General features: G+C 71.1%; 19 protein-coding genes. 12 read left to right on the forward strand and 7 right to left on the reverse strand.

Translation table 11 applies throughout. The annotated features are described in order from the left end of the window. From LGR69_RS18595 to LGR69_RS18605, 3 genes are read left to right on the forward strand one after another with little or no spacing between them, the layout of a single operon-like run. Window positions 1-768, forward strand: a complete 768-nt coding sequence (locus LGR69_RS18595; protein ID WP_230366925.1) for an SDR family NAD(P)-dependent oxidoreductase — start codon at window positions 1-3, stop codon at window positions 766-768. Window positions 769-771: 3 nt separating this feature from the next. Beyond that, the gene (locus LGR69_RS18600) at window positions 772-1,782 is read left to right on the forward strand and encodes a phosphotransferase family protein (RefSeq protein ID WP_230366926.1); all 1,011 of its coding nucleotides are present in this window, start codon (window positions 772-774) and stop codon (window positions 1,780-1,782) included. A gap of 2 nt (window positions 1,783-1,784) precedes the next feature. After that, window positions 1,785-2,117, forward strand: coding sequence for a DUF6285 domain-containing protein (locus tag LGR69_RS18605; protein WP_230366927.1), 333 nt, complete (start codon window positions 1,785-1,787; stop codon window positions 2,115-2,117). 4 nt (window positions 2,118-2,121) lie between these two features. On the opposite strand, the gene LGR69_RS18610 is transcribed toward LGR69_RS18605, so the two are convergent. Continuing rightward, on the reverse strand, window positions 2,122-3,774 hold the full coding sequence (locus LGR69_RS18610; protein ID WP_230366928.1) for an AMP-binding protein: 1,653 nt from the start codon (window positions 3,772-3,774) through the stop codon (window positions 2,122-2,124). A 252-nt stretch (window positions 3,775-4,026) separates the two neighbouring features. Between LGR69_RS18610 and LGR69_RS18615 the strand changes: the two genes are divergently transcribed. The 4 genes from LGR69_RS18615 to LGR69_RS18630 all read left to right on the forward strand — a co-directional run bounded on the left by LGR69_RS18615 (window position 4,027) and on the right by LGR69_RS18630 (window position 6,767). Then, window positions 4,027-4,566, forward strand: a complete 540-nt coding sequence (locus tag LGR69_RS18615) for a phasin family protein (protein WP_230366929.1) — start codon at window positions 4,027-4,029, stop codon at window positions 4,564-4,566. Beyond that, window positions 4,563-5,501, forward strand: coding sequence for an alpha/beta fold hydrolase (locus LGR69_RS18620; protein ID WP_230366930.1), 939 nt, complete (start codon window positions 4,563-4,565; stop codon window positions 5,499-5,501). Before LGR69_RS18615 ends, LGR69_RS18620 begins: the two co-directional genes overlap by 4 nt. A 382-nt stretch (window positions 5,502-5,883) precedes the next feature. Further along, the gene (locus LGR69_RS18625) at window positions 5,884-6,333 is read left to right on the forward strand and encodes a helix-turn-helix domain-containing protein (RefSeq protein ID WP_007558824.1); all 450 of its coding nucleotides are present in this window, start codon (window positions 5,884-5,886) and stop codon (window positions 6,331-6,333) included. A gap of 80 nt (window positions 6,334-6,413) precedes the next feature. Beyond that, on the forward strand, window positions 6,414-6,767 hold the full coding sequence (locus LGR69_RS18630) for a cupin domain-containing protein (protein WP_230366931.1): 354 nt from the start codon (window positions 6,414-6,416) through the stop codon (window positions 6,765-6,767). A gap of 7 nt (window positions 6,768-6,774) precedes the next feature. Here LGR69_RS18630 and rsmD read toward each other — a convergent pair whose 3' ends face one another. The 4 genes from rsmD to LGR69_RS18650 all read right to left on the reverse strand — a co-directional run bounded on the left by rsmD (window position 6,775) and on the right by LGR69_RS18650 (window position 9,787). Continuing rightward, the gene (gene rsmD, locus LGR69_RS18635) at window positions 6,775-7,332 is read right to left on the reverse strand and encodes a 16S rRNA (guanine(966)-N(2))-methyltransferase RsmD (RefSeq protein WP_230366932.1); all 558 of its coding nucleotides are present in this window, start codon (window positions 7,330-7,332) and stop codon (window positions 6,775-6,777) included. After that, the gene (locus LGR69_RS18640) at window positions 7,329-9,194 is read right to left on the reverse strand and encodes a pseudouridine synthase (protein WP_230366933.1); all 1,866 of its coding nucleotides are present in this window, start codon (window positions 9,192-9,194) and stop codon (window positions 7,329-7,331) included. The genes rsmD and LGR69_RS18640 overlap by 4 nt, the downstream gene beginning before the upstream one ends. 147 nt (window positions 9,195-9,341) lie before the next feature. Continuing rightward, window positions 9,342-9,518: a DUF1328 domain-containing protein gene (locus LGR69_RS18645; RefSeq protein ID WP_007558816.1), complete on the reverse strand. Its 177-nt coding sequence runs from the start codon at window positions 9,516-9,518 to the stop codon at window positions 9,342-9,344. Between the two features lie 77 nt (window positions 9,519-9,595). Next, entirely contained in the window at window positions 9,596-9,787 is a 192-nt protein-coding gene (locus LGR69_RS18650) for a CsbD family protein (protein ID WP_007558814.1), read from the reverse strand. Window positions 9,788-9,937: 150 nt separating this feature from the next. Here LGR69_RS18650 and LGR69_RS18655 point away from each other — a divergent pair, with 150 nt between their 5' ends. Then, a complete protein-coding gene (locus LGR69_RS18655) occupies window positions 9,938-10,426 on the forward strand; it encodes a nucleoside deaminase (protein ID WP_230366934.1) in 489 nt (162 codons plus the stop codon). Between the two features lie 58 nt (window positions 10,427-10,484). Beyond that, window positions 10,485-11,189 (forward strand): SDR family oxidoreductase, encoded by a 705-nt coding sequence (locus LGR69_RS18660; RefSeq protein ID WP_230366935.1) that lies wholly within the window; start codon window positions 10,485-10,487, stop codon window positions 11,187-11,189. A 5-nt stretch (window positions 11,190-11,194) separates the two neighbouring features. Here LGR69_RS18660 and LGR69_RS18665 read toward each other — a convergent pair whose 3' ends face one another. Continuing rightward, complete coding sequence (locus LGR69_RS18665) at window positions 11,195-13,000, reverse strand: outer membrane beta-barrel protein (RefSeq protein ID WP_230366936.1); 1,806 nt, start codon at window positions 12,998-13,000, stop codon at window positions 11,195-11,197. A gap of 299 nt (window positions 13,001-13,299) precedes the next feature. Here LGR69_RS18665 and LGR69_RS18670 point away from each other — a divergent pair, with 299 nt between their 5' ends. The 3 genes from LGR69_RS18670 to LGR69_RS18680 all read left to right on the forward strand — a co-directional run bounded on the left by LGR69_RS18670 (window position 13,300) and on the right by LGR69_RS18680 (window position 16,241). Continuing rightward, window positions 13,300-13,803: a Ros/MucR family transcriptional regulator gene (locus LGR69_RS18670; protein WP_230366937.1), complete on the forward strand. Its 504-nt coding sequence runs from the start codon at window positions 13,300-13,302 to the stop codon at window positions 13,801-13,803. A gap of 113 nt (window positions 13,804-13,916) precedes the next feature. Continuing rightward, window positions 13,917-14,915, forward strand: coding sequence for a LacI family DNA-binding transcriptional regulator (locus LGR69_RS18675; RefSeq protein WP_230366938.1), 999 nt, complete (start codon window positions 13,917-13,919; stop codon window positions 14,913-14,915). A gap of 150 nt (window positions 14,916-15,065) precedes the next feature. Next, window positions 15,066-16,241 (forward strand): MFS transporter, encoded by a 1,176-nt coding sequence (locus tag LGR69_RS18680; protein ID WP_230366939.1) that lies wholly within the window; start codon window positions 15,066-15,068, stop codon window positions 16,239-16,241. A gap of 231 nt (window positions 16,242-16,472) precedes the next feature. Here LGR69_RS18680 and LGR69_RS18685 read toward each other — a convergent pair whose 3' ends face one another. Then, a complete protein-coding gene (locus tag LGR69_RS18685; RefSeq protein ID WP_230366940.1) occupies window positions 16,473-21,317 on the reverse strand; it encodes an NAD-glutamate dehydrogenase in 4,845 nt (1,614 codons plus the stop codon). Between the last annotated feature and the right edge of the window lie 21 nt (window positions 21,318-21,338).

The raw sequence follows: 21,338 nt of genomic DNA on the forward strand, positions 1-21,338 counted from the left end.
ATGGCGGGCCTGTTCGATCTCACCGGCCGGCACGTTCTGGTCACCGGCGCATCGAGCGGCCTCGGCCGCCACTTCGCCGTCACGCTGGCCAAGGCCGGCGCCCGCCTGTCGCTCGGCGCCCGCCGCGCCGACGCCCTGGCCGAGACCGTCGCCCGGGTCGAAGGGGAGGGCGGCGAGGCGCACGCCATCGTCCTGGACGTGACCAAGGCCGCGAGCGTCGAGCAGGCCCTCGACGCCGCCGAGGCGCGGTTCGGGCCCGTTTTGGTCCTCATCAACAATGCCGGCGTCACCGCAACGAAACCGGCCCTCGACCTCGACGAGGCCGCATGGGATTTCGTGCTCGACACGAATCTGAAGGGTGTCTGGCTGGTGGCGCAGGCGACCGGGCGGCGGATGGTCCGGCACGGGGCCGGCGGCAGCATCGTCAACATCGCGTCGATCCTGGGCCTGCGGGTCACCGGCGGCTTGGCGCCCTACGCCGCCTCGAAGGCCGGCGTCGTGCAGCTCACCAAGAGCCTGGCGCTCGAATGGGCCCGCCACGGGATCCGGGTGAATGCGCTCGCGCCCGGCTACATCGCCACCGAGCTGAACGATGCGTTCTTCGAGTCCGAGCCCGGCAAGGCGCTGATCAAGCGCGTGCCGCAGCGTCGGCTGGGCGAGGCGTCCGAGCTCGACGGGCCGCTCCTGCTGCTGGCGTCGGATGCCGGGTCGTACATGACCGGCAGCGTCGTCGCGGTCGACGGCGGCCACCTCGTGTCGGGTCTTTAGCCGATGGAACAGGCGCGGCTGCGTGACTGGCTCGCCGAGCATCTCGGCTGTCCGGACCTCGCCATCGAGGAAATTCGGCCGCTGGGGGGCGGCTCGATTCAGGAGAACCGGCTCGTTCAGTGCCGGATCGGCGACACGGCGCGGGCCTTCGTCCTGCGCATGGACGCCGCCGCGACCATCGCGTCGAGCCGTTCGCGGGCGGAGGAGTTCCGCATCCTGGAGGCGGTCTGGCGGGCCGGCGTGCGCGTGCCGGAACCGGTCGGGTTCTGCGACAATCCCGCCGTGGTCGGCGCGCCCTTCGCGCTGATGGGCTTGGTCGAGGGCGTGGGTCTCGGGCCGCGCATCGTCAAGGATCTCGCCCTCGGCGGCGACCGGGAGGTTCTGGCCGAGACGCTCGGCCGGGAACTAGCCCGGATCCACGGTGCTCTCGACCCGCGGGAGCCGCCCGCTGCGCTGGCCTTCCTGGGGGTCCCCGAGGCGCAGCCGGCGCACGCTGAGATCGCGCGCCTGCGCGCCAGCCTCGACGGGATCGGCGCCAAGCGCCCGGCGATCGAGTGGGGGCTGCGCTGGGGCGAGGTCCGGGCGCCGGATTGTCCGTCGCCGGCCTTGGTGCATCGGGATTTCCGTACCGGAAACTACATGGTCGACGGATCCGGGCTCACCGCGATCCTCGATTGGGAGTTTGCCGGCTGGGGCGATCCCGCGCAGGATCTCGGCTGGTTCTGCGCCGCCTGCTGGCGCTTCGGGCGGCCGGATCTCGAGGCCGGCGGCATCGGCTCCCGGGCGGCGTTCTACCGGGGCTACACGCAGGAGAGCGGGCGCGCGATCGACCCTGAGAGCGTCGCCTATTGGGAGGTGCTGGCGCATCTGCGCTGGGCGGTGATCGCCCTGGAACAGGGCGCCCGCCACGTGTCGGGCCGGGAATTCTCCCTGGAGCTGGCCCTCACCGGCCGGATGGTGCCGGAGCTGGAACGCACGATCCTGCGGGCGACCGCCCCGGAAAGCTGGAGCTGAGCATGCAGGACGAACCCTCCGGCGCCGCGCTCCTCGACGCGGCCCGCCGGGCGCTCACCGAGGAGGTCGTCCCGGGCCTCGCCGGCCGGCCGCGCTACGTCGCCCTGATGGTCGCCAACGCGATCGGCATCGCCGCCCGCGAGCTCGCTCAGGCGGATCGTCTGAAGGACGCCGGCGCGCAGGTCCTGGGCAGCGCGGGCGATGACGCGCTGGACGATCTGGTCCGGGCGATCCGGGCCGGCGCGCGCGACGCCGACCCGGAGTTGCACGATGCGCTCAGCGCCGCCGCGGACGCCGCCGCCGACATCTGGAAGCCGTCGAAAGCGCGCGCCTGACGTCTCAGAGCCCCCGGGCCTGCTCGCGCAGGACGAATTTCTGGATCTTGCCGGTCGAGGTCTTGGGCAGGGGGCCGAACACCACCGTCCTGGGCACCTTGAACCGCGCCATCCGCTCCCGGCAGAAATCGATCAGGTCCTGATCGCTGGGGGACGCCGCGCCCGGCTTCATCTCGAGGAACGCGCAGGGGCTCTCGCCCCAGGTCGCGTCCGGGCGCGCCACCACGGCCGCCAGCATCACCGCGGGGTGGCGCATCAGCACCTCCTCGACTTCCAGGCTGGAGATGTTCTCCCCGCCCGAGATAATGATGTCCTTGGCCCGGTCCTTGATCTCGACGGCGCCGTCGGGGTGCCAGACGGCGAGGTCGCCGGTGCGGTACCAGCCGCCGGCGAGCGCCTTCGCGGTGGCGTCGGGGTTGCCGAGATAGCCCTTCATGACCGTGTTGCCGCGCAGGCAGATCTCCCCAACGGTCAGCCCGTCCTGCGGCACCGGACGGTCGGTGTCCGGGTCGACCACGATGGCGGCTTCGAGGGTGGCGAGGGGGACGCCCTGGCGGGCCATCCGGGCGTAGCGGTCGTCGTCCGGCAGGTCGGCCCAATCGGGCTGCTCCAGGCAGACGGTCGCCGGGCCGTAGCTCTCGGTGGCGCCGTAGAGATGCGTCACCTGGAAGCCGAGCTCCTCCATCGTGCGGATGATCGTCGAGGACGGAGCCGCGCCGCCGACCGCGCAGCGCACCCGCTGCGGAAACGGCACGCGATCCGAGGCCGGGGCGTGGGCGATGATCGAGAGCACGATCGGCGCGCCGCAGAGATGCGTCACCCCATGCTCGGCGATCAGCGAAAAAATCGCCGCCGGCTCGACCTTGCGCAGGCAGATCTGCGTCGCACAGGCCGCGACGCTCGCCCAGGGATAGGACCAGCCGCTGCAATGAAACATCGGCAGGGTCCAGAGATACACGCTCTCGCCCGTGAGCCCGAAGGTGACGGCGTTGCCGAGCGCCTGGAGATAGGCGCCGCGATGGCTGTAGACCGCACCCTTCGGGTCGCCGGTGGTGCCCGAGGTGTAGAGCAGGCAGAGCGATTGCCATTCGTCGGCAGGACCCGGCCAGGCATAGTCCGGGTCGCCCTCCGCGAGCAGCGCCTCGTAGGGGATCGCGCCGGCGATGCCGCTGGCGCCGATCTCCACCACCAGGATCGGCCCGGCCCGGTCGGCGAGCGCCCGGGAGGCCAGCGCGCCGTACTCGGCCTCGACGATCAGCACCCGGGCGCCGCCATGGTCCAAGGAGAACGCGATCGTCGCCGGATCGAGGCGGGTGTTCAGCGGGTTCAGCACGGCGCCGAGCATCGGCACGGCGAAATGCGCCTCGATCATCTCCGCCACGTTCGGCGCGAGGATCGCCACCGTGTCGAGCCGTCCGATCCCGCGCGCAGCCAGCCCCGAGGCGAGGCGGCGGCAGCGGCGATACAGGTCGGCGTAGGTCAGCTGCCGCGCCCCGTCGATGACCGCGATTCGGGCCCCGACCGAGGCGGCAGCCCGGGCGAGCAGGCTGGCGGGGGAAAGCGGGACGTCATTCGCGGGGGTCCGGTCGAGGCCGGTCTCGAACGGATGACGGGCGGATTCCTGGGCGCCCGCGCGGGGCGGATCTGTCTCCGTCATCTCTCGGCCTTCTGATCGGGCGTCTGGCGTGGCGTGCGCGTGACCAAGAGATGACGTCGCGCCGCGCCGGACTGTCAATCGCCGCGCTGGTTACAGGCGGGGCCTGTCATCATCCCCTTGCACGGATGCGGAAACCTGTCGGGCCGATCGGTTGTTCTGTCAGACCGCGGCGGTTGACGAGGCCGCCGCCCTGGCGGATGCCGGGGTGCTGCCCGTCGCGGCGGCGGCACGGTCGAAACGCGGGAGAGGCTTGTGAAGGACGACAACCTGCCGATGGTCTCGCCGCAGGCCGGGCGCGATCTCGCCGAAGGCAGCCTCGCCCGGGTCCGCGAGGCCTACGAACATTTCGCGGAGGCCGGCGAGATGGCGCTCAACGCCTTCGAGACCTCGATGGCGCAGAGTTTCGAAGGTTGGCGCTCGGTCATGGGCTCGAGCCGGGAGACGGCGCACCAGCTCTCCGACAGCAACGTCGCGGGCGCCCGGAGGATGCGCGAGCAATGGGATGCCGCCGGCGCGCGGCTCTACAACGCCTTCGAGGACAATGCCGGGCACACGATGGCCGCCATGCGGGAGATCGGGCACCGCATGCTGGTCGCCTCGGACACCAATGTCCGGGCCTCCCTCGACTTCGCCGAGCGGCTGGCCAAGGCGGCCGATGCCCGCGAGATGGCGGCGCTGCACGTCACGTTCATGCAGGAGCAGTCGCGTCGCCTGACCGACCAGATGGTCGACCTGCACCAGACCACCAGCCGCCTCGCCCGCGAGGCCGCGTCGCGCACGGAAACCCCGTGACCGCGCTGGCTGCCGAGCGCGTGGCGGCACCCGAATCCATGCCGCGGCTCGACGACCTCAGCCGCGCCGACGTGCCGTTCCGGACCGGCCATTTCGCGGCCTACGCGCCCCACGATTTCCACCGCATCGCCTATGTCGAATGGGGCGACCCGGACAGCCCGCACGTGGTCGTCTGCGTCCACGGTCTTAGCCGGCAGGGCCGGGATTTCGACCCGCTCGGCTACAAGCTGGCGAAGATGGGCTACCGGGTCGTGTGCCCGGACCTGCCCGGGCGGGGCTTGAGCGGCTGGCTCAAAGATCCGGAACTCTACGGCCTGCCCCAATACGCCGCCGATATGGCCGCGCTGATCGGGCATCTGCGGATCAGCGGGAAGATCGACTGGGTCGGCACGTCGCTCGGCGGCCTCACCGGCATGGTGCTGGCGGCCGCGGCCAACACGCCGATCCGCCGGATGGTCATCAACGATATCGGGCCGTTCCTGCCCTGGGCGCCGATCCGCCATATCGGCACGCGGCTGCGCGATGCGCCACGCCTCCACCACAACCTAGCGTCTGGCGAATCGCGCCTGCGGACCGTGCTGTCGGATTTCGGCCCGCTCACGGACGAACAGTGGCGCCACATCGCCAGGCACAGCTTCTTCCCGGAGCCCAACGGCGGCTGGCGGCCCCATTACGATCCCGGCATCGGCGACGCCTTCCGGCCAGGGCGGGTCTACAGCGTCAGCATGTGGCGCGACTGGGACGCGATCACCTGCCCGGTCCTGCTGCTGCGGGGCGAGCATTCGGAACTGCTCCTCGCCTCCACGGCGGACGAAATGACCCGCCGCGGACCGCCCACCGAGCGCGTCGAGATCCCGGATTGCGGGCACGCACCGGCTCTGCTCGACGCGGATCAACTTCGCATCGTCACCGATTGGCTCGGTCCCGCCGCCTGAGCGGAGGGCCCGGCACAGATCGAAGTCCGGTCGATGGGGCGCGCGCCAGTTTAGACGAAAGCGAATCACTTGGGCCGCAGGCAATCGTGCGCAGTGGATCATTCCCGGAAAGTCCCGACCGGCCTAGTCGTTTTCCTCAAAATTGGTCGGTCGCCGATCTGTGTGTCGATCGCCTTGGCACGATTGCGAAACCGAGGTGGCTATGTTCGCTCTGCATGGTGGCACAAGCGTGACCATTCGTTGCGCACTCGGCTGCACTATGGCACTAACATGCGTCACGTTTGGACCTTAGCCGCGTGATGTTGCACCTTTGGGTTGTGAACGGCGGCCAAGGTCTGACGACCACGATTGCCGCAACCTGAAGAAGTTCGGACTTTTCATCATGTCCAACCCCACCCCCAAGCCGAAGCAGACCACGGCCATCGATCACGGGGTCGGCAGCCGGATCGCGTTCCTGCGGGCGGCCAACGGGCTGAGCCAGTCCGCCCTGGCCAGTGCATTGGGCGTCAGCTTCCAGCAGGTTCAGAAATACGAGACCGGCAAGAACCGCGTCGGGGCCGGGCGCCTCCAGGCGATCGCCGAGCGCCTCGGCGTTCCGGTGTCGAGCTTCTTCGAGCCGGAGCCGGAAGCGTCGAGCGAGAACGGCCCGGCCCTGCTCCGGGTCGCCGGGGCCGTGGAACTGCTGCGGGCCTACAATCAGATCGGCGACGACCAGATGCGCCGCGATGTCATCGCGCTGGTGAAGTCCGCGGCCCGGATCGGGCATGCCACCGCCCCCGCGGACGGCGCGGCGCAGAAGGCTTCGACCAACGGCGCTGCGCCGTCAGCCTGAACCCGGCAGCCGCCGCCGGTTGACCGGCACCACTCCCCGCCACACGTCGTCTTGCGATCCCGATTCGAGAGGCGACGGCGATGGCGGCTCTGCACCTGACGAACCTCTACGCCGATCTCGACCTTGGAGCTTCCGAGGAGGTCGTCACCATCCTGCACGCGGCACCCGGCTTGCGGGTCGAGCGCATCGTCTCGACCGGGCAGGCGAGCCCCCCGGGTTTCCATTACGATCAGCCCCATGCCGAATGGGTGGCGGTGCTGGCGGGGTCCGCCGAGTTACGCTTCGCCGATGAGGCCGCGCCGCGCACGCTGTTGGCGGGCGATAGCGTGCTGATCGAGCCCCATCGTCGGCACCGGGTCGAGCACACCGATTCGCCGACAATTTGGCTGGCTATCCATTTCGGCCCTGAGGTCGAGGCGGAGCCTCAACCCTGACGCGCTGTCAGGCGGAGAAGCGCGCCATGGCAACCGCTGTGTCGCCGTAGACCCGACGCTCCAGCACGGTGAAACCCTCGGGCCATGTGAGCTGGACGCCCTCAGCCTCTTCCACGACGGCGAGGGCACCCGGCGCGAGCCAGGCCCCGGCGGCGGCGCTCGCCAGCGCCTGGGGCGCCAATCCGCGATTGTACGGGGGATCGCAGAAGACAATCGAGAACGGCGCCGTGGTGCCGACCGGCCCGAGGCGGGTCGCGTCGCGCCGGAACAGCCGGGTCACGCCTTCCGCGCCGAAGGCCTCGATGTTCGATCGAATCACGGCGCGCGCCTCGGCGCCCTCATCGACCAGGAGGGCGTAGGAAGCGCCGCGGGACAGCGCCTCGAAACCCAGCGCGCCGGTGCCCGCGAACAGGTCGAGCACCCGCGCGCCCACGACCACGTCGTCGTAGGCATGGGTCAGGACGTTGAACAGGGATTCGCGCAACCGGTCCGAAGTCGGGCGGATCGCATCGGTGCGCGGCGTCGCCAGCTTGCGGCCGCGCCACGCACCGCCGACGATCCTCATCGGCCTCCGCGCGGCGGACGCCCGCCGCCAGCGCCACCCGGTCTCGCGCCACCGGGCTTGCCACCGCCCTTGAAGCCGCCCGGACGTCCGCCGGGCTTGGCGCCCGGCCCCTTTCCGGCAAAGCCGCCGGATGCCTTGCCGCCGAAGCCGCCGCCGCTCTTGCCGGCGAAACCGCCGGGCTTGCCGCCCGGGCGCGATCCACCGCCGGGCTTCGCGCCGCCGAAAGCGGGCTTGCCCCCGGGGCCGGACCGCTCGCTGCGGAAGCCCCCGCCACCCCGCGGGGCGCCCTCGGCCGATGCCCCGGCGAACGGGCGATCCCGGCGTCCGGCCGGCTTCGCGTCGCGGCGATCGTCGCGCCGTGCGTCGTCGCGCGGACCGGACGCGCTCCGCGCCGAATCGCGCGGTCCCGAACGGTCCCCGTAGCTCGGCCGCTCGCCCGGACCGCGATCGCTCCGTGGCGACGGTCCGCCTCTATCCCAGCCGCCACGTTCCGGACGGCCCGCCGCGCTGCGCTGGCCGCCCTCGGGGGCGCCGCGATCGGCGTAACGCCGACGCGGCTTCTCCTCTTGGACCGGCTCGACCGGGCTCGGAGCGAGGCGCTCGACGACGACCCGGCGGTCGCCCTTCTGGAACGAACCGACCCGCTCATGGCCGCGCTCGGCCGCGGCCGCCTGCGACGCGCGGGGATCGGCGCCCCGGCGCGGGACACGGGCAGCCCGCGGCTTACCGGTCTCCTCCTCGGCCCGCCAGGCGGATTTGCGCGGACCGGAGCCGACCCCGCCGGTCGAGACCCGGGGTGCCGGCGCGGGGCGCGCGGCGTTGCGGGTGCCGGCGGGCGCCGGGGCGCGCTCGGCCTTCTTGGGGCTGCCGAAGGCGCCGATCGGCTCGCGGACCGGGCTCTCGAAATCCACTCCGGCCTGCTCCGCGAGCGCCTTGCCGAGCTGGTCCTTGAGGACGCGCATGCGCACTTCCTCGACGAGGCCGACTTCCAGATCGCCCAGCTGGAACGGACCGAAGGAGAGCCGGATCAGCCGGTTCACCGACAGGCCCAGATGTTCGAGGATCCGCTTGACCTCGCGGTTCTTGCCCTCGCGCAGACCGAGCGTCAGCCAGAGATTGTCGCCCTGGACCCGGTCCAGCGTCGCCTCGACTGGGCCGTACTCCATCCCGTCGATGGTCACGCCCTTGGCGAGCTTGTCGAGTTGCGCCTGATCGGTGTCGCCGTGAGCGCGGACGCGGTAGCGGCGCAGCCAGCCCGTGTCGGGATGGGCGATCACTTTCGCGAGACCGCCATCGTTGGTGAGCAGCAGCAGGCCCTCGGTGTTGATGTCGAGCCGGCCGACCGCCACCACTCGGGGCAGATCCTCCGGCAGGACCTCGAAGACCGTCTGGCGGCCTTCCGGATCGCGCGCCGTGGTGACGAGGCCGCGCGGCTTGTGGAAGATCCACAGGCGGCTGCGCTCGCGCGCCGGCATGCGCTCGCCGTCGATCAGGATCGTGTCGTCGTCGGTGACGTTGCGCGCGGGCGAGGTCAGCGTCTCGCCGTTGACGCTGACGCGCCCGGCCAGGATCATCGCCTCGGCGTCGCGCCGCGACGCGATGCCGGCCCGGGCCATCGCCTTGGCGATGCGCTCGCCGGGCGGTGTGGCCGCTTCGCCATCGGCCTCCGCAGGCTCGGACACGGGCTCGGCCGGGACGGAGGGCCGGGGCGGTTTCGGCTCGCTCTCGGACGGATGGCCCTTCGGCGGCGTCGCGGATTCGCTGCCCGCATCGGTCGCGGGCGTCCAGCGCTCGGTTCGCGTGGTCTCAGCGTCCGGCTGGGCGGAAGCCCCCGGACCGTCGTCTTTCGGCAAGTCACTCATGCGCCGGCCTTACCAGAGCCGGCCCGGACAGGCGAGACGGGTTGAACGGCGGCAAAGGAATATGCCCCGCCCGAACGCCAAAGGGCGGCCCAGATGGACCGCCCCGGCTCACGCGCCTTTCGGCGCGTGGTTTCAGATTTGCGTCGTTCAGAGTCTCGGAGACCGCCCGCGCATCACGCCGAACACGGCGGAGATCAGGAACAGGGCGATCGCCACGAAGAACACGATCTTGGCCGCCTCGACGGCCGTGCCGGCGATGCCGCCGAAACCCAGGAGCGCCGCCACGAGAGCGACGACGAGAAACGTGATAGCCCAACCGATCATGGCATCCTCACGAAGTTCAGCCGGTTCAGGATCGAAACCCGCCGGCGGCGGATTCCGATCCCGTCGGGTCAGCGAATTCAGATCTTGTCGGTCGCCGACTTCACGGCGCTCTTGGCATCCCCGACGGTGCCCTGGGCCTTGCCCTTGAGCTCCTGGGCGGCGCCCTCGGTCTTCAGCTTGTCGTTGTTGGTCACGTCACCCAGGCCCTGCTTGGCCTTGCCGAGGGCCTCGTTGGCCGCGCCCTTGATCTTGTCGGTGGTGCTGCTCATGGCGTTTCCTTCCGTCCAATCATCTCGCGGCGGCGCCGCAATCGATATGGCAACATCGGTGCTGAGCGGAATGTTCCAGGCATTAACATTGACCTGGATCAGTGTCCGGCGCCGGTCGGTGCCTGTCCCGGCGATGGGGTGATAAACACAGTGGCGGCCGAACCGATCCACCGAGCGGAGCACGAATCCGCGGGCGCCGAAGGGGCGTTCGACCGGGCTTTTGCCGCTGCGCGGGCGGCGGCCGCGGCCGGCGAGGTGCCCGTCGGCGCCGTCGTGGTCCGCGACGGCCGGGTGCTGGCGGTCGCCCATAACCGGCCGCGGGCGCTCCACGACCCGACCGCGCATGCGGAGATCCTGGCGATCCGCGCCGCCTGCGCGGCCCTCGGCGACGAGCGCCTGACCGGCTGCGATCTCTACGTCACCCTGGAGCCCTGCCCGATGTGCGCCGGCGCGATCTCCTTCGCCCGGATCCGGCGGCTCTATTACGGCGCGGCCGACCCCAAGGGCGGCGGGGTCGAGCACGGGCCGCGGGTGTTCAACCAGCCGACCTGCCACCACGCCCCGGAGGTCTATGGCGGCTTCCGCGAGACCGAGGCGGCCGAACTCCTGCGCGCCTTCTTCGCGGAACGCCGCGCCTGAGGGCTTGAAGACGCGGGCCGTCGCGGCATCCTCAGAGGATCGAACGGAGCGTCCGCCCATGACACCGATCTATTCGCGCGCCCTGATCGTCGGGGCAGGCTCCGGCCTCAGCGCCTCGCTCGCCCGGCTCCTGGCGGCGGACGGGCTGAGGGTCGGACTCGCGGCCCGCAACGTCGAGAAGCTGTCGGCCCTCGCGGCCGAGACCGGCGCGGCCATCCATGCCTGTGATGCGAGCGACCCGAGCGACGTCGAGGCCCTGTTCGCGCGCCTGGAGCCGGCGCTCGGCGGGTCGCCCGACGTGGTCGTCTACAACGCGAGCGGCCGGCTGCGCGGACCGTTGGTCGATCTCGATCCGGCGGCGGTAGCCCAATCCCTGATGGTCTCGGCCTATGGCGGCTTCCTGGTGGCGCAGGCCGCCGCGCGCCGGATGCTGCCGCACCGGCACGGGGCGATCCTGCTCACCGGCGCCTCGGCGAGCGTGAAGGGCTTTGCCGGCTCGGCGCCCTTCGCCATGGGGAAATTCGCGCTGCGGGGCCTCGGCCAGAGCCTTGCCCGCGAATTGCAGCCGCAGGGCATCCACGTCGCCCACGTGGTGATCGACGGCGCGATCCGGAATCCGGCCCGGGGCGGCGAGCCGCCGGACGCCCCGGACAGCCATCTCGACCCGGACGCGATCGCCCGCGCCTACCGCGACCTGCTGCGCCAGGACCGCAGCGCCTGGACTTCGGAGCTGGAGTTGCGCCCCTGGGTCGAGCGCTTCTGACGCGGTCAGGGATTGACCCGCAGGCCGACCAGGAAGGTGTTGTCGCGGAAGCTCGAGCCCACCGACGTGCTGTCGATCTGCTGGTAGATGTAGGTCCCCCGCAAGGTCAGCCACCGGGTGAAGCGGTAATCGAGCCGCGCGGTGGCGGAGAAGCCGTTCTCCCGGATGGTGCTGCCCTGGTAGTCGTTCTTCAGGAACGAGCCGCCGAACACGATCGACAGGTTGCGCAGCAGATCGTGCTGGAGCTCGACGGTGGCGACCTCGGTGAGGATGCCACTCGAGCCGAGGATCGTGGTCTCGGTCACGCCCGTCGCCGCGGTGAACCGGACGGTGGTGAGCGGGCTCAGCGACCAGACCAGCGCGGCGTTGACCAGCGGCGCGTCGATGTCCCGCAAGGAGGGATCGACGTAGGAGCGGTGCTGGATGCCGGCCGAGATCTCGCCGGTGATCGAGCGGGCGAGGCCGAAGCTCGCCCCGACCATGAGGGCGATGCCGTCGGAATCGCGGCGGATACCGTTGGTGTCGCGGCGCAGGTCGTAGATTCGGGTATCGCCCAGCAGGTCCACGAAGGGGCTCAGGTCCGGGCTGACCTCGTAGGCGGTGCGCAGCTGCAGGCTGTACTGGTTCAGGTTTCGGTCGGCCTGGTTGATGGTCTGGCCACTCGAAAGCTGAGCGTTGTCGAATTGCGAGCGGTCGACCGAGCCGCGCAGGGTCACGGAGAGCCGGTTGAACGTCTCCGTGGCGCCGAGCGACGCGCCGTAGACGGCGAGCAGCGGCCGGCTCGTGGCTGCCGCGGCCTGAAGGTTGGGGCTCGACGTGCGCTGCGTGTCGACGAGGAAGCGGCCCTCCGCGTCGACATGCAGGTCGCGGTTGACGTCGATGCGCAGCCGGACGGTGCCGTCCGCGGCCGGCCGGCTGGCGGCCTCGTTCTGCGGCGTCTCCAGGTATGAGCCGCGCAGCGCGCCCTGGAGCGAGCTGGAGGACCAGTCGCTGCGGAAATCCACCGCGGCCTCGGTGCGCAGGGCCACCGATCCCCGGGCGGCCTGCCGGTTGGTCTGGTCCGGGTTCGAATCGTAGCCGATGCTCTGCGCGAAGCTCGGCAGCACCGTGAAGGTGCCGATCCGGTAGCCGATCGGCGCGTAGGCCGGATCGGTCGGGATCGGCCGAGCGAGGTCGGTGCCGAGGATGAATCCCGGCGTCAGCAGACCCAGGGCCGGGGTGATCGCGAAGAGCGGCAGGACGGGGCGCGACGCCAGGACCGGCTGCACCGGCACGCCGACGACGGCCTGCTGGATCACCGGGGTGAGGCGCAGCGCCGGCGCCGGCACCTGCGTGACCTCCTGGGTGACCCTGCGGGTCGGGGAACCGATGCGCCGGGGCGGGGCGGCCCGGGAGCGCAGCAGGCTCGACGGCGTGCGGTTGCTCGGCGCCGTGGTCGATCCGCCGGTGCGCTGGCCGCTGCCGGTGATGCGGGTCCCAAGCTGCGAGAGGCCCGGCTGGCTCTGCGTGGGGATTGCCGGCGAGAGCGGGGACCGCAGGCTGTCGCCCCCGGTCTGCTCGCCGCCCGTCGCGTCTCCCCCGGAGGAAGTACGGCCGTCATCCCGGGACAGGCCGTCGGGGACGCGCCGCCGAAGGGCCGGAAGACCGTTCGGCCCGGTATCCTGGCCGATCCCGGGATTGTCCGGCTGGCCGGTGACCGGGCTGGTCGCGTCGAAGCGCTGGCCGAGGGCAGGCGATGCGGCGAGCGCGAGCGTCAGGGCCGCGAGGGCGAGCCTGATGTCCTGCCGTCCTCGCCGATCGGCGCCCGCCATCCGCACCTGATCTTGGCCTCCACCTACGCATCGCGGCCCATGAGGCCGGATCTACAGATCACGCCGGCGCCTCCGAGGTCGTCGGTATGGTTAACGTAAGCTAGCGTCGGCATGGTTAATGCGCCGTCAACGCCGAACCAGCGCGGCACGTCCAGCCGACGGCCAGTCGCTCTTAAATTTCGTTTGCGTGCAAAAGTAGCGATTGAGCTTTTCTCGCAAATCCGGTAGCGTCTGGCAGAATTCGATACGATCCTTACGGGATTGAGCGAACCGGATAGTTGCTACGTCAGAGGTTCAACGTGAGCGATAGCGCTGAAGCTGAGCAGGCCGAACACATTGAGCTGGCGGTCGATATCATCGCGGCCTATGTGTCGAACAATTCGGTGCCGCCCTCGGAACTTCCGGGTCTGATCGGCGGCATTCACGCAGCCCTGAACAGCCTTTCGGCTTCGGGGACGGGGTCTTCGACCGTTGTGGAAAAGATGAGCCCGGCGCAAATCCGGAAGTCTATCACGCACGACCACATCGTCAGTTTCGAAGACGGCAAGCCCTACAAGACCCTGCGGCGTCACCTGACGTTGCGCGGGCTCAGCCCCGAGGCCTATCGCGAGAAATGGGGCCTGCCGCGGGACTACCCGATGACGGCGGCGAGCTATTCGGCGCAGCGCTCCGAGCTGGCCCGCGCCCTCGGCCTCGGCCAGCAGCGTCGCAAGTCCCGCGGTGCGGCAGCGGCCCCCGTGGAGGAAGCCCCCGCCGCCCCCGCGCCGAAGACGCGGGGCCGCAAGAAGGCGCCGGTGGAGTAGAAGCCCGCGCCGGTCGCGGCGGATCCGTTTGACAGGACCCGCCCGGAAGCGTGACACGGCGGACGGAGAGCTCAACCTAAGAGCGTCATCTGCCGCAGCGATACACGCCGATCATGGTCTCGAAGCGCTACCCGACGTCGATCGAGGTCGCCCGCCTCGCCGGGGTCTCGCAATCGGCGGTGTCCCGCACCTTCACACCGGGGGCGAGCGTTTCGGCCCGGACGCGTGAGAAGGTCCTGGCCGCGGCGGAGACCCTCGGATTCCAGCCGAGCCTGATCCCCAAAATCATGCTGACCGACCGGTCCGGCCTCGTGGCCCTGGTGGTCGGCGGCCTGGAGAATGCGTTCTACGCGCGGGTCGTCCAGAGCCTCGCGGCATGCCTGCGGGAAGCCGGCAACCAGATCGTGCTGGTTCCGGTCGACAGCGATTACACCCTCGACGCCGTCGCGGCCCGCCTCGCGCAGTACCGGGTCGACGCGATCGTCAGCGCCCTGGCGGTCCTCTCCCAGGAGGCCGCCGAGACGCTCTCGGCCTCACGGATCCCGGTCGTCTCGTTCAACACCCCGGTGACGGCCGCGCGGGTCGGCTCGGTCGGCTCCGACAACGCCCTCGGGGGGCGGCAGGCCGCCCGCCTCCTGCACGCCCGCGACGTGCGCCATCCCGCCTTCGTGGCCGGTCCCGCCATCAGCCCCGCCAGCACCGAGCGGCTGACCGGCTTCCGCGAGGCCCTGCGCGAAGCCGGTAGGCCCGAGCCGCGCGTTGCCGGATCGGCCTATACCTACGAGGGCGGCGCGGAGGCGGCGACACAGCTCTGCGCCGAAGGTCCGGTCGACGGCATCTTCTGCGCCAACGATCTCTGCGCGCTCGGCACAATCGACGCCCTGCGGCGCGCGGGTCGGCGCGTGCCCGAGGATGTCCGGGTGATCGGCTACGACGACATCCCGGCGGCGGGATGGGGCGGCTATGATCTGACCAGCTTCGACCAGGACGTCCCGGCCTTGGTCGAGGCCACGCTGGCGATGCTCGCCCGGATGTCCGCGACGGATGCGGCCGCGGGCGAGCGCGTCCTGATCCCGCCGCGCCTGACCGAGCGCTGCAGCACCCGGGCCTGAGCAATCCGAACGGTTCAGCCAAGGCCTCCTTGCACGCGGCGCAACCGTGCGTCGCGTCTGCATCGCTATGCAAAAGCGCGATGCGGCCCATCCTTACGGCATGCTGCGCCGCACAATGCGACGCCTGTCTCCCGTTCGTAGGAGGTCGCCGTGCCCCCCTTGCCGATCCTCGCCCTCGCCGTCGCCTCGTTCGGAATCGGCACCACCGAATTCGTCATCATGGGCCTCCTGCCCGAGGTCGCCCAAAGCTTCGGCGTGACCATCCCGCAGGCGGGTTATCTCGTGTCCGGCTACGCCATGGGCGTGGTCGTGGGCTCGCCGATCGTCGCGATCGCCACCGCGCGGCTGCCCCGCAAGACGGCGCTGCTCGCCCTGATGGCGGTATTCCTCATCGGCAATATCGGCTGCGCCCTGGCGCCGACCTACGGCCTGCTGATGGTGGCCCGCGTCGTCACCGCCTTCGCGCATGGGGCGTTCTTCGGCATCGGCGCCGTGGTGGCGCGGGATCTGGTGCCGCGCGAGAAGCGGACCCAGGCGGTCTCCCTGATGTTCGCCGGGCTGACCCTCGCCAACGTGCTCGGCGTCCCGCTCGGCACCGCCCTGGGCCAGGTCGCCGGATGGCGCTCGACCTTCTGGGCCGTGGTCGCGATCGGGGTCGCCGCCGGCCTGGCGATCCAGACTTTTGTGCCCTCCGGCCTGCCCGGCACACGCGGCGGCCTCGTGAAGGAGTTCCGGGCGCTCGGGCGCTGGCCCGTGCTCCGGCCAATGCTGATCTCCACCCTGTCGTCGGTCAGCTTCTTCACGGTGTTCACCTACATCACGCCGTTCCTCACCGGCGTGACCGGGTTCTCGCCGCAGGGCGTGACCGGCGTGCTGTTCGCCGCGGGAATCGGCCTGACCGTGGGCAACCTCGCCGGCGGCCACTTCGCCGACCGGGGCCTGATGGCGACGATCATCGGCGGGTTCATCGGCATCGTGGCGGTGCTGCTGGTCCTGGCGGGGGTCGCCCATCACGCGATCCCGACCGTCGCCGTGCTGGTCCTCTGGGCGGGCCTCGCCTTCGCGCTGGTCTCGCCGCTGCAGATCTGGGTGGTCGAGGCCGCGAGCGACGCCCCGAACCTCGCCTCGACACTGAACCAGGGCGCGTTCAACCTCGGCAACGCCACCGGCGCCTGGCTCGGCGGCACGGCCCTGACGCTGGGTGCCGGTTACGGCCAGCTGCCGCTGATCGCCGCCGCCGTCTCGATCCTCGGCCTCGGCCTGACCGTCACCGCCGTCAGTCGGACCAGCAGCCGGCTGTTCTCGGCCTCTGCGCCGGGCGCGTAGCGAATGATTCCGCGAGTCGGGCGCACGCTTCGGGGCGCCGGGATCGCGGTGTCCGATTCAGGCTCTGACGCATCGTGGCTTGCAGGGCGCGCCACCCGGCCCGCGCCGCTGTGAGGGTTCCACATCGTTGTCTGTGGGATGCGCCCGGCTCCCTCACCCGTGCGGGAGAGGGGACCCGTGCCTCATTCGGAATGGGGGTAAAGCCGGCCGCTTAGGCCGGCGCCCATTCGCCTAATCCGCCCGCACCAGATCCCCGAGCAGGCTCGCCGCCACGGTCGCCTTCGAGACCGTCAGGCCCGAGGCGCTGATCGCGTCCACCGCGTCGCGGATGCGGACCAGCGGCGCGCCGCGGGCCTTGGTCCAAGCCTCGACCGCCTCCGGGCCGGCCCCGAGATCGGCCACCACCTCGGCGGTGAGCTTGCGGTGGGCGGCGGCGATGCCGGCGACCGCCCGCTCCAACGCGACCCGGTCGAACGTGTCGGCCACCGGCACGGTCCGGGCCGCGGCGGCGAGCTCGTCCAGCCGGAACGCGTGTTCCAGGGCGAAATGGGTCGCCGCCACTTCCTCGACCGGGCGGCCGCTGGCCTCGGCGACGCGCACGATATCCGGCGCGGAGATCAGGGCGTTGAGCGAGGCGAGGCGCCGGGCCTGCTCCCGGGCCATGCCGTGACCTTCGAGCACCGTCGCCCGGTCGCCGATGGCGGTGAGCGCCTCGGCATCGAGCACCTTCGGCAAAGCCGCCTCGACCGCCGCGACGCCGTCGCGGTAGCGCGCCACCAGCGGGGCGAGGCCGCCAGTCAGGTCGAGGTTGCGGATGAACCAGACGATCCGGTTGGTCAGCAGGCCCTGCACCTCGGCGTAGAGGCCCAGCTGTTCCTGCCCGGACAGGCCGCCGCCCAGCCCGTCGATGGCGAGGTTGAGCTCCATCAGGCCGAAGGCGTCCCGGGTGATGGCGTAGGCCTTGGCGATGGTCGCGGCATCCGCCCCGGTCCCGTCGACGAGCTGCGTGACCAGGGACGGGCCGCCCCGGTTGACGATGATGTTGGCCAGAGCCGTCGAGATGATCTCGCGGCGCAGCCGGTGGCCCTTCACGGCGTCCGGGAACTGCTCGCGCAGGGCTTTCGGGAAGTAGCGCTGCAATTCGCGGTCGAAATACGGGTCGTTCGGCACCGTGCTCGCGAGGATCGCGTCGTGCAGCGACAGCTTCGCGTAGGCGAGCAGCACCGCGTATTCCGGCCGGGTCAGCCCTTCGCCGCGGCGCATCCGCTCGGTGATCGCCGCATCGTCCGGCAGGTACTCGACCGCCCGGTCGAGCCGCCCCTCAGCCTCCAGCGCCTGCATGGTGCGCATGGCGAAGCCGGTCTCGCCGAGGCCGCCGCGCTGCGCGAGCGACAGCGCGAGGGTCTGCAACTCGTTGTTGCGCAGGACCAGCCGCCCGACCTCGTCGGTCATGGCGGCCAGCAGCCGGTTGCGCGCATCGTAATCGAGCCGCCCGTCGCGCTCGGGGACCATCAGGGCGATCTTGATGTTCACCTCGACGTCGGAGGTGTTCACGCCGGCGGAATTGTCGATCGCGTCGGTGTTGAGCCGGATGCCGGCCCGCGCCGCCTCGATGCGTCCGCGCTGGGTCAGGCCGAGATTGGCGCCCTCGCCGATCGCCTTCACCCGCAATTCCGGGCCGGTGATCCGCACGGCGTCGTTGGCGCGGTCGCCCGCATCCTCGTCGGTCTCGGTGGTGGCGCGGATATAGGTGCCGATGCCGCCGAACCAGAGGAGGTCGGCCGGCGCCTTCAGGATCGCCTGCATCAGCTCGGTCGGCGTCGCCTCGTCCCGGTCGAAGCCGAGGGCCGCCCGGGCCTGCTCCGAGAGCGGAATGGTCTTCAGGCTACGCGAGAACACCCCGCCGCCCTCGGAGATCAGGGACCGGTCGTAATCAGCCCAGGAGGAGCGGCCTAGATCGAACAGGCGCCGGCGCTCGGCGAAGCTCTTCGCCGCGTCGGGATTGGGGTCGAGGAAGATGTCACGGTGGTCGAAGGCCGCGATCAGCCGGAGGCTCTGCGAGAGCAGCATGCCGTTGCCGAACACGTCGCCCGACATGTCGCCGACGCCCACCACGGTGATCGGGTCCGTCTGGACGTCGATGTCGATCTCGCGGAAGTGGCGCCGCACCGCCTCCCAGGCGCCCCGGGCGGTGATGCCCATGCCCTTGTGGTCGTAGCCCTGGCTGCCACCGGACGCGAAGGCGTCGCCGAGCCAGTGGCCCTTCTCCAGGGAGAGGGCGTTGGCGATGTCCGAGAAGGTGGCGGTGCCCTTGTCGGCCGCCACAACCAGGTAGGCGTCGTCGGGATCGTGCCGCACCGTGTCGGGCGGCGGCACGATCGCCTGGTCGACGATGTTGTCGGTGAGCTCGAGCAGCGTGCGGATGAAGATCCGGTAGCTCTCGGTGCCCTCCTGCATCCAGGCCGCCCGATCGGAGGCCGGCGGCAGACGCTTGGGGAAGAAGCCGCCCTTGGCGCCCACCGGCACGATGACCGCGTTCTTGACCTGCTGCGCCTTCACCAGGCCCAGGATCTCGGTGCGGAAATCCTCCGGCCGGTCGGACCAGCGCAGGCCGCCGCGGGCGACGTAGCCGAAGCGAAGATGCACGCCCTCCACCCGGGGCGAATAGACGAAGATCTCGAAGAACGGCCGCGGCAGCGGCATCGCCGTCACCTTGGCACAGGCGAACTTGAAGCTGATCGTCTCCCGGGGGCCGCCATCAGCGGCCTTCTGGAAGAAGTTGGTCCGCACCGCCGCCTCGACCAGGTTGACGAACCGGCGCAGGATCCGGTCATCGTCCAGGCTGGTGACGTCGCCCAAGGCCTCCTCGATCAGGGAGCGGGTCTCCGCTTCCTGCGCGGCCCGGTCGCCCTCGGTCTGCGGATCGAAGCGGGTCCGGAACAGGTTGACGATCGCCCGGGCGATACCGGGATGGCGGCTCAGCGTGCCGGCCATGTAATCCTGGCCGTAGCGGATCCGCAGCTGGCGCAGATAGCGCCCGAGCGCCCGGAGCAGGGCCGCATCCCGCCAGGGGAGGGCGGCTTCCAGCACGAGTCGGTTGTAGCCGTCGGATTCCGCCGCGCCGTCGGCCAATGCCAGCATCGCCTCCTCGAGGGGCTGCTCCAGCGTGGCGAGATCGATCGCAGCGCCGCTGGCGCGCTCGAGCCGCATGTCGTGCAGCCAGATCCGGGCGGACTCGTCGAGCCCCGCCGGCCGGACCCGGTAGGTTCGCTCGTCAATGACGCGGAACCCCAGATTCTCCAGCACAGGCACCCGGTCGGACAGGGCGATGGCGGTACCGCGGGAGAAGACCTTCAGGCGGACTTGCGCGTCGGAATCACCGGCCCGGCGCCCGAGATGCACGGCGCGCGGCCGTGCGTCGCTCAGCGCCTCGAGGATGGCGATGTCGGCGACCGCCGCGTCCGGCGGGAAGTTGTCCCGGTAGGCCGCCGAGAACGCCTCGGCGTAGCGCGCCGCCAGCTGGCGGGCCTGGCCGCCATCATGCGCCTCCGCCAGGGCCGCGCCCAGGGCGTCGCCCCAGGTGCGGACCAGCGCGGCGATGCCGGCCTCCAGGACGGCGGGGTCCTGCTCCGGCGCACCCTCGTCGGGCAGGCCGATGATGTAGTGGGTCCGGGCCAGGGGACCTTCGGGCAGCTCCGAATAGGCCGCACTCGGCCGGCCGCCGTAGGCCTCGGCCAGATAGGCGGCGATCCGGGCGCTCACGGTCGAATCGAACCGGTCCTTCGGCACGAAGACCAGCAGCGACACGAAACGGCCGAACCGGTCCGGGCGCGACAGCACCCGGATCCGCGGCCGGTCGGCGAGGTTGGCGATCGCCAGGGTGAACCGGTACAGGCGCTCGATATCGATCTGGAACAGCTCGTCCCGCGGGTAGGTCTCCAGCACCGCCAGCAGGCTGCGCCCGGCATGGCTGGTCGGGTCGAGGCCGGCCCGCTCGGCCACCGCCTCGACCTTGCGGCGCAGCACCGGCACCTCGCGCGCCGGGCTGGTATAGGCGGCGGCCGTGAACAGGCCGACGATCCGCACCTCGCCCGAGAGCTTGCCGGTGGCCGAGAACAGCTTCACGCCGATATAGTCGAGATACGACACCCGGTGGACGCGGGACTTCGCGCTCGCCTTGGTGATGATCAGCGCCTGCGGCTCCTCCAGGAAGGCGAGGATTTCCGGCGTGTAATCCACCGGCGTCCGGCCCCGGCGCAGGGGCGTGGTCCCCGGATCGCGCAGCACACCAAGGCTCGACCCCTCGATCAGCGGATGCGCGTCGCCGGCGATGCCGTGCTGGCGCATCCCCAGCACTAGGAACTGCCCGTCCCGCAGCCAGTCCAGGAAGGCGCGCGCCTCGGCGATCTCGGCCTCCGGCAGCGGGGAGGGGGCGCGGCCGAGGCTGTCGGACAGCTCGGCGATCCGGGCCAGCATGGCATCGTGGTCGTCGCTCGCCAGGGCCACGTCCCGGTAGACCTGGGCGAGGGCGTCCACCAGCCGCTCGCGGGCCTCGCCGTCGAGGCGGCCGAGATGGAGATGGATGAAGCTCTCGCGCGCCAGGCTGCCATGGGCGTCGGCGGTGGTCTCGCCGACCACGCGCACCAGCGCGCCGGACGCGTCGCGCTCGACCCCGAGAATCGGGTGGGCGACGAGATCCGGTGTCAGGCCCTGCTCGGTGAGCTCGGCGAGGGTCGAGTCCAGCAGGAACGGGCGGTTGTCGTTGACGATCTCGACGATCGTCATCTCCCGGGGCCGACCGTCGCGCACCAGCGCGACGTCGCTCAGATGCACCCGGGCCGGATCGCCGGGCCTGCGCGGCTCGGACAGGAGGGCGCGCGCCCGGACCGCGAGATCGGCGACCGCATCGGCCGGGTAGGGGGCCAGATCTTCGGGGGTCACGCGCCCGAACAGGTCGCGGACGAAGCCGCCGGGGCCGCCCTGCTCGGCGACGGTCTCGGCCGCGGCCTCGATGAGCCCTGTCCGGGCCGACTTCTGTTCCGAGGATGACAACGCCGTGGCGGTTTCCAATGTCATCGCGCCTCTCACGAACCGGGA

This window comes from Methylobacterium brachiatum, from assembly GCF_020523825.1.
Taxonomy (GTDB): domain Bacteria; phylum Pseudomonadota; class Alphaproteobacteria; order Rhizobiales; family Beijerinckiaceae; genus Methylobacterium; species Methylobacterium brachiatum.